General features: G+C 68.5%; 9 protein-coding genes and 1 tRNA gene. 3 read left to right on the top strand and 7 right to left on the bottom strand.

Features of this window, described 5'->3' with window-relative positions:
* The 4 genes from ENSA7_RS12705 to ENSA7_RS12690 all read right to left on the bottom strand — a co-directional run.
* A partial coding sequence (locus tag ENSA7_RS12705) for a ParB/RepB/Spo0J family partition protein (protein ID WP_106089536.1) occupies window positions 1-1,171 on the bottom strand: 1,171 nt, incomplete at its 3' end.
* Between the two features lie 1,144 nt (window positions 1,172-2,315).
* Window positions 2,316-2,819 carry a type II toxin-antitoxin system VapC family toxin gene (locus ENSA7_RS12700; protein ID WP_106089535.1) on the bottom strand — a complete coding sequence of 168 codons (504 nt, stop codon included), beginning with the start codon at window positions 2,817-2,819 and terminating at the stop codon, window positions 2,316-2,318.
* On the bottom strand, window positions 2,819-3,592 hold the full coding sequence (locus ENSA7_RS12695) for a hypothetical protein (protein ID WP_106089534.1): 774 nt from the start codon (window positions 3,590-3,592) through the stop codon (window positions 2,819-2,821). The genes ENSA7_RS12700 and ENSA7_RS12695 overlap by 1 nt, the downstream gene beginning before the upstream one ends.
* Before the next feature lie 123 nt (window positions 3,593-3,715).
* Window positions 3,716-3,789 (bottom strand) — tRNA-His (locus tag ENSA7_RS12690).
* 117 nt (window positions 3,790-3,906) lie between these two features.
* Here ENSA7_RS12690 and queF point away from each other — a divergent pair.
* From queF to ENSA7_RS12675, 3 genes are all read left to right on the top strand, one after another.
* On the top strand, window positions 3,907-4,263 hold the full coding sequence (gene queF / locus ENSA7_RS12685; RefSeq protein WP_106089533.1) for a preQ(1) synthase: 357 nt from the start codon (window positions 3,907-3,909) through the stop codon (window positions 4,261-4,263).
* A 196-nt stretch (window positions 4,264-4,459) separates the two neighbouring features.
* Window positions 4,460-5,914: an OmpA family protein gene (locus ENSA7_RS12680; protein ID WP_106089532.1), complete on the top strand. Its 1,455-nt coding sequence runs from the start codon at window positions 4,460-4,462 to the stop codon at window positions 5,912-5,914.
* Between the two features lie 86 nt (window positions 5,915-6,000).
* On the top strand, window positions 6,001-6,933 hold the full coding sequence (locus tag ENSA7_RS12675) for a ferredoxin reductase domain-containing protein (protein WP_106089531.1): 933 nt from the start codon (window positions 6,001-6,003) through the stop codon (window positions 6,931-6,933).
* Between the two features lie 8 nt (window positions 6,934-6,941).
* Here the strand turns inward: ENSA7_RS12675 and ENSA7_RS12670 are convergent, their stop codons facing one another.
* Genes ENSA7_RS12670 through ENSA7_RS12660 form a run of 3 tightly spaced genes read right to left on the bottom strand, consistent with a single transcriptional unit; the run spans window position 6,942 to window position 13,550 of the window.
* On the bottom strand, window positions 6,942-8,390 hold the full coding sequence (locus ENSA7_RS12670; protein WP_106089530.1) for an SIR2 family protein: 1,449 nt from the start codon (window positions 8,388-8,390) through the stop codon (window positions 6,942-6,944).
* Window positions 8,380-10,206: a caspase family protein gene (locus ENSA7_RS12665; RefSeq protein ID WP_106089529.1), complete on the bottom strand. Its 1,827-nt coding sequence runs from the start codon at window positions 10,204-10,206 to the stop codon at window positions 8,380-8,382. The genes ENSA7_RS12670 and ENSA7_RS12665 overlap by 11 nt, the downstream gene beginning before the upstream one ends.
* Entirely contained in the window at window positions 10,203-13,550 is a 3,348-nt protein-coding gene (locus tag ENSA7_RS12660) for an nSTAND1 domain-containing NTPase (protein WP_181233686.1), read from the bottom strand. Before ENSA7_RS12660 ends, ENSA7_RS12665 begins: the two co-directional genes overlap by 4 nt.
* Between the last annotated feature and the right edge of the window lie 150 nt (window positions 13,551-13,700).

The raw sequence follows: 13,700 nt of genomic DNA, 5'->3' as shown, positions 1-13,700 counted from the left end.
CATGGCGTCGGCAAAAAGACGTCAGGCTCGAGTAGCCGACCTCGATCCCCTCGGCGGCGAGCTCCTCGTGGACCCGCACCAGGTTGCCCTTGCAGCTGCCATGCAGCTCGCGGACGCGCGCGAGGTGATCGTCGAGTATTTCGTCGCGGTCGAGCGCAGGGACCTCGGCGACCCCGCTACGCAGGACCTTGCGGACCGCCCCGCGCGAGAGGTTCAGGATTCGCACGATCGCCCGGACGCCGTGTCCCTCGGCGGACAGGCGCAAAAGATCGCGGTTCGTGTGTCGAGGTCCAGCATCGCTCGTCTCCTGTTCTTCCGGGTCGAAGTGCCCATGCAAGGCCGCGAAGCAGCCCTTGGCTCGTCGCCACGCGACCACCCGTGCCTTGTGTCCGCGTGTCGTCACCGGCTCGCCGCCTTCGCGCGCGCGTCGGCACAGACGCAGGCACACCGCCGCGAGCATCGACAGATCCTTCAGCGTCGCGGCGGCCTCGTCGTCCTCGGGCTCGGGCTTTGCCTCGGCCTCGAGGGTCTTCAAAAACAGTCGCGGCTGCGTGCACAGTCGCTCGCGGACCTCGTCGTCGGCCTCTTTCCAGGCCACGTACAGCCGCGTCATCTGGCGCACGCTCGCGCGCTCGGTCCCGAGGTTGCGCACGATCCGTTCGCAGTCGTCGACGTTGGCCCGGGCCAAGGGCACGAGGATCTTGGTCGCGACTTGCACGCTGACTTTTCCAGCGCGCACTGACTCCTGCACGGCCTCGGGCAGCGCCTCGACCAGCGCCAGCCGACGGCTCACCCAGCTCGCCGCGCGATCGAGTCGTCGCGCGAGCTCGGACTGGGCGAGGCCGTGCTGTTCAATCAGCTCGCGCAGCAGCCATCCTTCCTCGAGGGCCGTACGCTCGCGGCCGTTGTCGAGGCCATGCGCGAGCACCAGCGCGTCGGCCTCGGGCACCTCGAGCACCGCGACATCGACGAGGTCACGGGCGAGCTCGGCGAGGGCCGCGACGCGGACGTAGCCGTCGAGCAAGACCCAGCGCGAGTCGTCGCGCACGACCAGCACGGGCGTCAGCTGCCCGTGCTCGAGCAGCGACGCGACCAGCCGACGCTGTCGGCTCTGGTCGACGATCCGCAGCGACGCGTAGCGCAGATCCAGGTCGCTGAGTTCGAGTTGCATCGCCCCTCGACGCTAGGGAGGCCCGGGTCCGCTGGCGATGGCGTCTTTCAAGGGCGCCGGGGGTAGTCCGCCGGATTTCCCAGTGATTCCAAGCGGTTGGCCACGCACTGCGTCTCGCACCCAATCTCCGAGTACTTCGCCGGTTTCTTCAATGATTACCGCAAGTTCCGGGCTCACTGCGTCTCGCACCACGTCGAGCCGAAGTCCGGCCAGGACCGCGGGTGACGCCTGCTCGAGCGGCGCTCGCAGCCGCCGTCGCAGGCGCTCGGCCTTCTCGTCCGCCGCGTTCTCGCGTCGCCAGTCCGCGCAGGAGCGACGGTGTCGCTCCCGCTGACACGCGGGTTCACTGCACACGCGCTGGCGCGCGCCGGCTCGCGGGTGCGGTTGGAACCATCGACGGCAGATCCGACAGGGGCGCGTGCGGGGCATCGCCCGCAAGCGTCACTGCGATCGGGATGGACCGCCCAGTAATGGGCGGGGGCCAACGGCCACGTTGGTTTTCGCTCAGCTCAGGCTGCTCTTGGGTGGGTCACTTTTGACGAGCAGAGGTGGGTCATTTTTGACGAGCGGCGAAGGCTTTTTCCACGAGTCGAACACCTGCCGTGGACAGAAATTGCTGACCTGCGCAACCAGAAAGACATCGACGCCTTTCGCAAGATTCTCATCGAGATCGAAGCGGCAGCGGCGGAAGCGGAGTCAGGGAGCTTCAACGACAACGTTCAGAAAGCGTACGCAGATGCTGTAACGGCCGCAGAGCGACGGATGAACGGATCGACGCTACGTCGACTCGGCCTGCAGGCGTTCGGATTGGTTACGGGCGGCCTGCTAGGCTAGACGCTGCCTTCGGCATCCCCCTCGTGGGCGGAGTGGTCGGCGTGGGTGGGATCATCGGCACCGGGCTTGGAGAAGCGGCGGAGCGAGGGCTAAAGGCCGCCTTGGCTCCGAAGTGGCGAGCATTTGACCGGAAGCTACGCGAACGCGTCGAGTTCGAGTAGTGCTGGGTCGATCACTCTCACTCCGTCGTTGCGAAAAGAGCCGCAGCAACTGGCCATCAGGCGTACCCGCAGGTTGATCGACGACATTTATTTTTGCCGGCCGACGACAACTAGAACCGATCCACGCTGCGCGATCCGAGCCTCGCCACCTACTCACCTTGGGTTTCCCCATCGAATGAGATAGCGATCTGCTTGCAAAGGAACTCCCGCGGGTGACGCACAGGCATCTCGACATACTTGGCGAGAACCCGATGATCGCCATCCAACGCCACAATACAGGTCGCCCCCCAGCGTTTCGCACACGCGACAATCATCGCATCGTACTTGAGGTACGTACGCGAGTGCCCGGTGATGCTCGACTCCGAGCGGAGCACTGCCACGGGAATCTCGAGTCCAAGCACCTCGGCCGCGCGGGAGTCGAACGCTACCGGGATCAAGCTCTTGGTCCGAGGCAGTGGCTGCGGTTGGCCTCGGAGCATCTCCGCGATGGAAGGCGCGGCAACGAGCATTCGCTGTCCCTTCACGATCATCTGCTCGAAGAAGGCCCTGCACACCTGTGTGTGTTCGTCTTCGAACTGCCCCAGCGAACGAATCAGCACACCAGTATCAACCAAACACCTTGCGGGGAGGGACTCGGGATCTATATCAACCATCAGATTGCTTTTTCAATGTTGCGGTCTAGCTCCGCTTCGATGTCCTCGATGTCTTCCCACCCACTTCCGGCCAGCGCGAACCAGCGCCGCCACACCTCTGCCTCGTCCTCTGTCTCGTCGAGGGGGAAGAAGCGATGAACCGTCGCGTCGACGATCCGGCCCTCGTCCGTCCTCTCGATCGTGGCAACCAAATCCACCTCCTGATAGAGATAGCCGGCTATATCCGCAGCGAGTCGATGATCGAGCTCGGCCCTGAACTCACCGTCAACGTCGGTAATTGCCCAAACCCGAGGGGGACTGCCACCAACCCGAAACACTCGCGCCCGAAGCTCTACCTCTTCCTGCGTCCGAGCGTTCGTGTCGATGTTTGGCGGCGCAATCACGGTCTTGTGACGTCCAACCTTGACAACAGAGCGCACGCCCGGGCCCAGCTGCGAGACTGACTCCCTCACCCGAGTGACGCGGGCTCGAAGGCCGCGCGGGGCCAGTGTGCGACCGGCGACCAGCTCTCCCGCTTGTGTCACCAGACGTCGGGCGGTCGAGGGCTGTTCGACATCGATGTCGAACACCACGCTGCCGGGCGCGAGCGTCATCCCTTGTAGCGATAGTGGTTCTTGTTGCTTGTCTGCGAGCGCCGAGAGCAGATCCAAGAGCGCGCTGACGTAGTTCATCGCGTGGACCACGTCGAAGTTATCCGGTGCAACGTCCTTGCCGCCGAAGTCTCCGTGGAGTTCGACCGACAGCGGGGACGGTGACGGGCGCGCGCTCGACACGGCGACATTGTAGCAGCTTGCGGGCAGTGATCGGCGCGCTCGCGTTGCGCGTGATCCCGATCGGACAACGGCACGTGCGAGGACTCCCCGGCACTCATCCACCAACTGTCTATCCAAAAGTAGGGCGGGTTATGGGATTTGAACCCACGACCTCCTGGACCACAACCAGGCGCTCTAACCGACTGAGCTAAACCCGCCGTCAGTTCGGAATGGACGCGCCTTCTATCACGCTCCCCCGCCCCACGCTAGCCCCCCAGACGTCCGAGCAAGCTCACACCTTGACCGCGCCACCCACCCGGGGCACACACCGCCCCGTGCCCAGCCAACCGTCGCGCGAGCTCGAGACCTTCGCCAACCCAAAGCCGGGGCGCGACTACGAGATCCGCTTCGAGTGTCCGGAGTTCACGTGCGTGTGCCCCAAGACGGGCCAGCCGGACTTCGCCACGATCCGGATCCGCTACACGCCCGATCAGCGCTGCGTGGAGCTCAAGAGCCTCAAGCTGTACCTGTGGTCGTTTCGGGACGTGGGCGCGTTCCACGAGGCGGTGACCAACCAGATCCTCGACGATCTCGTGGCGGCGCTGCAGCCCCGCGCGATGGTCGTGGAGGGCGACTTCCTGGTCCGCGGGGGCATCCACACGGTCGTGGAAGCGCGCTACTCGATGCCTTGAGGAACTTCTCGGGCCCAGCGGGTGACCGCGGCTCGCAGCAACTCCCAGACCCCCCTTCCGCCGGCTGCGGGCCGCTCAGCGCACCGGAGCGTTGGTGGGCAGCGAACACTTCGTTACTATCTTCCGGGCGCAGCTGGCGCGATCCGCGAGCAACGCCTCAGGCTCAGACCGACCTTCGCCGTCACAAGGACATCCGATGCTCTCATCCCTCTCCGCTCCGCTCCTCGCTCTGTTCATGTCGCTCGGCGGCTTCAACTGGAGCTACGCCTCGCAGACCGACACCAAGGGCAACGCAACGGTCGAGGTGACGGCCGACGAGAACCTCAACGGGGTCAAGGTCAAGATCAAGGGCTCCGACGGGACCGAGGTCGACAAGACGATCAACATCAAGGCCGGCAAGAGCACGAAGGTCTCGTGGACGCAAAAGGGCAAGCAGGTCGAGTACGAGATCCGGATCGAGGCCAGCGAGTCGTTCACCTCGGGCAACTTCGAGGTGATTCGCCCAGTCGCAGGCGGGACCCAGGGCGCGCTGGCCCTGCAGAGCAGCCGCGAAGACATCGTTGACGAGCAGAAGATCCGCTACAAGACCCCGTTCACGCTCAGCAGCCATGAGCTGCAGGTGTTCAACACCGACGGCGACATGATCGTCGACGAGACCGTGACCGACAAGGTGGTCAACGCGGGCGAGTCGTTCGAGATGCGCTGGCGGACCGCGGACGAGGTGTTCATGATCAAGGTGACGGGCTCGGACGACACGGGCTACTCGGCCACCGACTCGCGGGTGCCGTGGTCTGTGCACATCCCCCACACAGAGGTCAACTTCGACTCGGGCAAGTACAACATCAAGCCCGACGAGGAGTGGAAGGTCGCGGAGGCGTTCGCGGTGCTCGTCCACGAGCTCGACCACCTCGAGAAGGCCAACAAGGCGATCGACGATCTCGACCCGGCCAACAAGACCTCGGCCGACGACATCACGGTCCAGCTGTACATCGTGGGCTACACCGACACGGTCGGGAACGCGGCGGACAACAAGAAGCTGTCCGAGAACCGGGCCAAGTCGATCGCGCAGTACTTCGTCGACAAGGGGGCGTGGTGCGAGATCCACTACGCGGGCATGGGCGAGAGCGGGCTGGCGGTCAACACGGGCGACAGCGTGGACGAGGTCCGCAACCGCCGGGCGCTGTACATCCTGAGCCCGGAGACGCCCGCTGGCGGCGGTCAGGTGCCGGGCGGGGGCGCGTGGAAGCGGCTCGCGGAGGCGCGACCCCGGATGATGCAGAAGCTGCCGCCGCTGCCGGACACTTACGTGAAGTACAAAGAGGAGCAGCGGCTGGCCCGGGAGGCCAAGTTCGGCGTCGGCAGCGGTAAGATCGGCGGCGACGGCGACGGCGACGATGATGGCGGCAGCGGCAGCTCGGGCGACGGCGACGACAACGACAGCTGGGGCGGCAGCTCGGGCGATGGCGGCGGCGACTCGGGCTCGAGCAACGCGAGCTCGAGCAGCGGTGGGCCGCCCGCGGTCGACGGTGAGCCCGGCGCGAACAAGCAAGGCTGCGCGGTCGAGCGACCCGCTGGCGGCGCTGCTGGTCTGGGGCTGCTCGCCGGGCTGTTCGGGTTGCTGGGGCTGCGTCGGCGCCGATCAGCTCAGTGAGCCGATCCGCGAGGGCGGTCCCAATTAGTTCGGGGCGATCGCGCTGACTTCACGCGGCCGCCTGACGCGCGTATGCTGCAAGCCCCATGGCCCCGCGCACGCTCGAATACAACGCCACCCTCGAGGCCAAGGTCGACATGTCCGACGTCCTGGCCGTGTTCAAGATCGTCCCGGATACGCCGATCCCCGACGGGCGCTGGTTCATCCCCGGCCAGTACCTGACGCTTGGCCTCAACAACGAGGCCAAGCCGGAGCTCGGCAGCGTGCGCCGTGCGATGTCGATCGCGTCGGCGCCCCAGCAGCGCGGGACGATTGACTTCTATGTCCGCTACGTCAACAAGCCCGAGAGCGACAACCCGCTCACGCACTTGCTGTGGAACATGAAGCCCGGCGATCGCATGAGCATGACCACCCGGGCGATCGGCAAGTTCAACATCGACGACACGATCGGACTCGAGGACGAGCGCCTGAAGATCCTCGTCGCGGCGGGCACCGGGCTCGCGCCGTTCACGTCCATGGTCGAGGCCGACATCGAGGCCGATCCCAAGGCAGATCTCAGCTCCTACGTGCTGCTGCACGGCGCCAGCTACCCGAACGAGATCGGCTACAAAGAGCGGCTCGAGCAGCTCGCGCGGGACAACGGCCTGCACTACCTGCCCACGATCTCGCGGCCGAAAGAGGCGCCGGAGTGGACGGGCGACACCGGCCGCGTAGAGGACTTCTTCAAGCCCGAGCGGATCGAGGCGCTGGAGCAGGCGATTGGTCTAAGCCCGGGCGAGCTGACGCCCGATCGCGCGGTGATCTACATCTGCGGGTTGACCGGGACGATCGCGATGACGATCGAGCGCCTGCTCGGCCGCGGCTTCGTGCCATTTCACCGCAAGATCCGGCGCGAGCTCGGGTTCGATGACTCGGTCGAGTCGACGATCTATTACGAGCAGTACGACAACGAGCCCGTGCTCAAGGTCAAAGATCCCGACGAGCTGGCGCGCATCAGGGCGCTGCTGCCGTCGTCGTAGGTGCCTGCTCAGGCCTCACGCAGCAGCTGGCAGTCGAACTTGGCCCCGGGGGCGACCAGGTCCACGCAGGTCATTCCCTCCTCGTGGGCCTCGGCGATGTCCATGCCTGCGCCCAGGGCGTCGTAGAAGCCGCGCGAGAATTCGATCGCGGCGACGTCGCTGATCGGGCCGTCCATGGCGATCGTGAAGGGCACGGACATGGAGGGCGACTCGCCGATCGAGAGCGACCAGCAGGCGTTGAGCAGCACGCAGCGCAGCGAGCCCTTGGCTGCATGGCGAGCGAACAAGCGCGCGAGCGCCTGCTTGGGCACCTCGACGCACTGGCCCTGCTCGTCCTCGAGCAGCAGGCCCGCTTGCTCGCCGTGCCCGGAGATGTGGACGATGCCGTAGTCCTTGTCGAGCAGCGCGCGGCGTAGATCGTGGACCGTGGCGGCCGTGCGGATCTCGAACTCGAAGCTGCCGCGGTGGCGGCTGCGCTCGAGCGCGTCGCGGATCACTCGTAGCTCGCGATCGACGCGGAGCGGATCGGTGCCGGCCGGATTGGCGGCGAGGAACAGCACGGGCTTGATCGCGCCTGCGCTCGGCGTCGGCGTGACCGCAGGCGGAGCCGGTGCCGGTGCTGCGATCGGGGGCGGCAGCGCGTTCGAAACCGCTGGCTCGTCGCCACCGAGCTCCTCGAGCATCCGCACGCACCCGAGATGGGTCCCGTCGTCGTTGTCATAGGCGATCAACCGGATCCCGGCGGCCGCGAATTTGCGTCGGTTGATCGGCCCCGCGCTGCTGGCCTCGACGAGCGCCCAGTGGCTCGGCGGCTGGCCCTGCGCGAGCGCCCGGATCTGCTCGGTGAGCTCCGTCAGGATCGGGTCGTCGAGCGCGACGCCCACGAACAAGATCGGGTGAGCCATGAACAAGCTGCGAAACAGCTCGCGGTGCAGCGGGTCGCGGTACATGACCTGGCCGCGCTGCTCGGTCGTCAGGACCCACGACGCGCGGTCGTGCAAGGTGCCGTGGATCTTGAGCAGCCAGCCCTTGCGACTGGCGAGATCGGCGACCGGCTTGGGGTGGACCACGAGCTGGCCCTCGAACGCGCGCTCGAGCAGCAGGTCGAGGTTGGGCGTGATGACCCCGCGCAGCCGCGGGCCGAGCCTGGCGAGCGCGCGGGCGAGCGCGGGGACGGGCTTGTCCTCGTCGTCGAGCAGGCGCTCGACGACGCCACCAAAGGTCGCCGAGGTCAGCGCGCGCTCGAGCTCCGAGAACACGTCGGCGAGCTCGGGGCCAGCGGCGAGCGCCTGCAGCTCCTCGTGCTGGCGAACCGAGAGGTAGTCCTTGGCTTCATCGAGCAGCGCGGCGACCAGCTGGGGGCGGCTGGGCAGCCCAGCTGTGTGGGAGAGCGCCGGGCCAGCGAACACGATCAGGGGCGCGTCGAGCTTGCGGATGTCGTCGAGGTCACGGTTCATGTCGGTGCTTGCGGCGAAGATGAAAGTCGGCGAACAGCCAGGTGCAGGCGTGGGTGTGCTCGGGCTTGCGGTCTCGGAGCGTGTCGCCGGCCAGGCCCTGCAGCGCGAGGGCGTCGTCGTCGTCGCGCGCCTGTGGCCGGACGATGTGCGCGAGCTCGATCGGTCGGCGGCTGGCGAGCACGAGCAGGCGGGCGGGCCCGAGGTCGGCTCGCAGCTCGGCTGGCCAGGTCAGCTCGAGGCCCTGGGCGCCGCAGCGGCCGTGGCGAACGCCAATCACCTCGGCGTCGCCAGGCGCGAGCTCGATGCCCTCGGGCATGCGCGTGCTGAGCAAGCGCGGGCGACCGGCTGGATCGATCAGCACTACGCTCACGAACCAATTGAACGGTGGCGCGTCGGCTTGCAGCTGCAGGTCCACACGGATCCGGTCGCCCGCGTGCAGGGTGGCGCCGGTCTCGGGCAGCGGTTGGTCGGGATCATTCGCCAAGCTCCACCGCCAGCGCAGCGGGGAGTCGGAGCGCTCCTGGGTGGCCCAGGCCCGCGCGAGGGCGGCGACGCGGGCCCGGTCTTCGAGCAGCTCGAGCGCGCGCGCGTGGCCGGGTTCGCCGGTTGCGAACACGGCCGGTGGAAAGGGCTCGGCCGACTCGACCCACACGCCGCCTGGTTCGACGCGCACTCGCTGGCTTGGGGTGTCGTCCGAGCGCCGCAACCATGGCGAAGCATCCACGAGCGCTGCCATGCGCTTCGCCTCCGGCTCGCTCAGACCGACAGCCATTCGCTCGCGCAGCCCCAGCACGATCGCAGGCATACCCGCGACCAGCTCAGTCCCGGGCTCCCCGAGCACGGTGACGTCCGCCCGGTTGCGGCCTACGGAGGTGACCTCGAGCTCGACGACCACCGCCGCGCCAGGGTCATCGGCGTGAGGATCGACGATGCCCCACCGGTCACCCACCGCGACGCCCTGATGCCAGCCGGCCCGCAACCACCCGACGCCCGCGTCGCCCGGCACGAAGCTGATCATCCCCGGTGTCTCGACTACCTGCGTCGAGAACAACCGGCGCTGCACGGGCCCCGCGAGCGCGACCCACTGCCCTTCCATCTCGAGCGCCTGGACCACGTGCTCGCGCAGGCGATGCCCGAGGGTTGCCCAGCACGAGTGATCCCGCCGATCACCGGCCTCGGAGATCGCGGCGATGAAGGCCTCGGTCAGACGCCCGATGTGGCGCCCCTGGCGAACCGCCGCGAACGCCTCGCGCTTGGGCGAGGCCCCACACACCCGCAGGATCCGCGGGTGCGAGTCGAGGGCGAGGTCGATCTCGGCGTCGGCCATGAGCGCGTGCTTGGCCCAGTCCGGCGCGGCCTCGCTGCGCTGCGAGGACAGGCTCACGTCGGCGTCCTCGCCCGAGCGGACCAGCTCGGCGGAGAAGCAGCAGTCGAACATCACCGTCACGTTGCCGCAGCGGGCGTCGAGCTCGGTCAGCCGCCGCGACAGCTCGACGTCGAGGATCGCCTCGAAGCCGCCCCCGCGCACGCTCTTGGTGCAGGTGACGTAGGCGAACACCTGCTCGCTCGCGTGGTCCGTGAAGCGCACGCGCCCGCCGTGCCCGAAGTAGTGGATGAACACGGCGTCACCGGGCTCGCAGCTGCGGGTCAGACGATCGAGGCTGGCCAAGATGCCGTCGCGGGTGGCACGGTCGCCGCTGCGTTGTTCGATCGTGGTGAACCCGAGCTCGCGCAGCACTGGCGTGAGTCGCTGAGCCGCGAGCGCGACGTTGATCCCCCCGCCCGGGACCCCGATCAGCAGCGCGCGGCGGGTCATGGGCCAGCCCCGTCCAGGCCCTGGATCTGCGCGCAGCCCATCCAGCCGGCGTAGACGCTGGCTTGTTCGATGGCGATGTCCAGCGCGTTCGGGTTGCCGCCAAACACCAGCCGCGACGCGCCGGGGCTCCAGGTCGCGAGCGCGGGCTCGATCACCCGCGCGAGCTGCTCGCCGTCACGGCAGATCGTGATCTCCGCCTTGCCGTCGAGGTCGCGGTAGCTGACCGCGATCTTCATCCACCGGCCGCCGTCGGGCTCGGGCGCCGTCGCGCGCTGGACCACGCTCTGGTTCACACCCGCCCAGCGCTCGGTCGCAAACGCGACGCCGTCCCAGACTGGATCGACGAGCTTGGCGATCGACATCACCAGCCCCTCGCCGCCGAGGTCGCGCAGCTCCACCGAGATCACGAAGGTCTTCTCGCGGATCGGCGCGCCCTGATACACGCCCGCGTAGGCGTAGCTCCCCACGGGCAGGAGCAACACGCCAGTCCCGATGGCGGCCCCGTCGTGGAGCTCGAGGGCGCCCCAGTTGGCGACCTGCTCGGCGGGATCATCGAAGTTCCAGTAGCCGATCAGCGGTGGCACCGGGACAAAGGGATCGGCGGGCGCCGCCTGGGGTTGAACACCGGGGCCGGGGTCAGGACCCGGAGCACCACTGCCACCACTGCCACCACTGCCACCGGAGTTCGCGGGCCCAGGCGGGAGCACGCCCGGTGTCAGCGAAGGCGGCGCGCCGGGGCTCGACGGGGTGCCAGGCGAGGGCGTCGCGTCGCCGTTGCTCAGCGTGGCCGCGGGCATCACCGCGCTGAGCTGCGCGAGCTGGGCCTGGCTCAACGACGGCGGCAGGCCGGGCAGCGAGGTGTCGAAGTCCAGAGCCTGACCCGAGCGCGCGCCCGGGAAGTAGCGGATCTCGCCGGTCACCAGGTTCACGATCATCGTGACCTCCTCGTCGGCGGGATCGGGGCAGCGAAACTCCACGTCGCGGCCGTTCGAGACCTTGGTCGGGTAGACCTCGCCCGAGCGCATCGCGATCGCGGCCTCGCGCACCTCCGGCCCGCCCTCGACGACGAGGTGACAGGCCTCGATGATCACAGGTGAGCGCGCGCGCCGGGCCAGCGCCCCGACCCCGACCGCCCCGAGCATCGCCGTGACGATCGCTACCCCGGTGATGATCCGACGTCGCTTTTGTATCCGAGCCAGCGCGGCCAGGAACGCTTGCTGCTGCCCCCGACTGGGCCCGTGCGGGCGGGCCTGCATCAATTCGACGGCATCGCGACCGCGCGGCAGATCTTTGTTCGGCCGTCCCCGCTGCGCCCACTTGTCGGCCTGGCGCTCGAGCTCTTCGTCGAGCAGCAGCTGCGCGCGGCCTTGTTGAATCCACGCCCGCAGGGTCTCCCAGTCGCGGATCAGCGCCTCGTGAACCAGCTCGACCTCGTGGCGACCGGCGTCGTCGCGGACCAACAACAATCGGGCGCTCGAGGCCCCCGCGCCGCTGAGCTGCCCGATCGTGCCGTCGGCCGCGATCTGCCTGGCCTCCGCGAGCTCGACCACGCGCCGGGTCGCGGTCCCGTCGGGCTGCAGTCGGATCAGCCGCAACAGCAGCTGCTTGGCGTCGCCTTGCTCGCCCGCGCCGAGCGAGCCGACCAGGTGATCGGCGCTGCGACTGAGCGCGCCCGCGATCCCGCCCATGGCCAGGTACTCGTCCAGCGTGATCACGCAGTCTTCGATGTTCTGCGCGGTCCACAGGCCGCGCAGCACGTGGGCGACCAGCGGCAGCGCGGCGTCGGCCGTGCGGGTCTCGCCGTCGCTGGCCTGCGCGGGCCGGACGTCGGCGTCGACCAAGATCTGCTCGACGAGCTCGGCGGCGATCGTGACGCCCGCGTCGATCGCCGGCTGACAGATCGCCTCGCGCAGGCCGGCGCGGCTGATCGGTGGCAGGGCGTAGCGCTGGGCCAGCTCGTTGAGCAGACCCGCGAGCGAGGGCAGCCCGCTCTGCAGGGCCGGGACCAGGTCCGACCGGGTGGTGGTGACGAGGTAGATCGCGCGGCTGTCCAGCGCCCGGGTGATCGCCTCGCCAAACGAGGTCCGCTCCGAGCTCGGCGCGATCGTGACCATCTCCTCGAGCTGATCGATGAGCAACACCACGCCCTCGCCAGCGCTCACGCGGGTCTGCGCGAGCGTGGTCAGGAACCGAGGATCCGCGAGCAGCCGCTCGTGCACGGGGTTGGGGTCGCCGAGCTCGAGCGCCCCGGCCAGCGCGATCGCCAGGTTGTGGAGCGGGCGGGTGCCCGGGCGCATGCTGGCCACGCGCAGGCGATTGGGGACCCCCTCGGCGAATCCGCGACGCAGCGCGGGCACCACCCCCGCGCGCGCGAACGAGGACTTGCCGACCCCGCTCGGGCCCTCGATCGCCAGCCACCGATTGTCGACGTCCCCCACCCCACCGAGCAGCGCGGTGGCCTGGCTGACCTCGGCGTGGCGGCCAAAGAACAGCGCGGCCTGCTCTTCACGAAAGGCCTCGAGTCCGGGATACGGGCACGCCTCGACCGACGGCGCGGTCCGGCCCTCGTCTTGGGTCACCCCGCCGAGCGCGTCGAGCAGCGCGTGGGCGTCGGTCCGCAACACTCGCAGCCCGCGGCGCTCGAGCTGCTCGCGCTCGGCCCCGCTGCACTCGGGCAGCACGATGAAGTGCGAGGGCCCCTGCCCGTCGGTCTGGGTGGGCATCATCGCCAGCAGGCTGCGCAGCTCGTGGCTGTGGTTGTCGAACCCGATCAGGAGCAGCTGATGAGCCAAGAACGCGGCCTCGAACACGGCCCGACGGGGCGCGCCGGGGCCAAACTCGCGCTCCTCTTGCTCGCGGGTCAGCACCCAGCTCTGTGGGAATTCGAGGGTGCCCCGCAGCTTGAACAACAGCCCACGGCGCTGGGCGATGTCGGCCCGGGGGGCGCTGAAGCTCGGCCAGCGCCCGGCCAGGCCCCGCTCGATCAGGCGATCCAGGCGGGTCGTGTAGATCGCCCGCAGCTGCTTGCGCAGGCCCGTGATCGAGCGAACCAGGGCGGGCAGCGGTCGGCCCTGATCCGAGAGGTCGCGCTCGACCTCGCGGGCAAACTCGGCGCCGAGCCGATGCTGGACCTGCTCGAGCACCTCGGGCGCGCGGCCGCGAGCGATCCACTCGCTCAGGCCCGCGCCGTCGAGGGAGGGATCGAAGCGAACGGCGGCCTCGAGCACGCGACGCGCGAGATCATCGAGCGCGGGCAGTCCGGCCGCCACCGATGGCGCCGGGCCTACGCACAAGATCAGGTTGCCATGCTCGAACGCGCGAGCCAGGTCGGCATCGATGCTCATCGGGTCCGCAATCATAATTGGTAGTGACGATCCTTTGGGGTTCGATTGAGTACGCCGCGGGCCGGGACGCGCGAAATCACGAGTCGTGTGACCGGTCGTCGGTTTTTGAGGTGACCGTCAATCGTTTGGCTGGCGGCGGTCACTCAGTGG

Origin of the sequence: Enhygromyxa salina (genome assembly GCF_002994635.1) — a bacterium.
GTDB classification, from domain to species: Bacteria; Myxococcota_A; Polyangia; order Nannocystales; family Nannocystaceae; genus Plesiocystis; species Plesiocystis salina_B.
The sequence above is the reverse complement of the archived record's forward strand: the minus strand, read 5'-3'. Positions and strand labels throughout refer to the sequence as shown.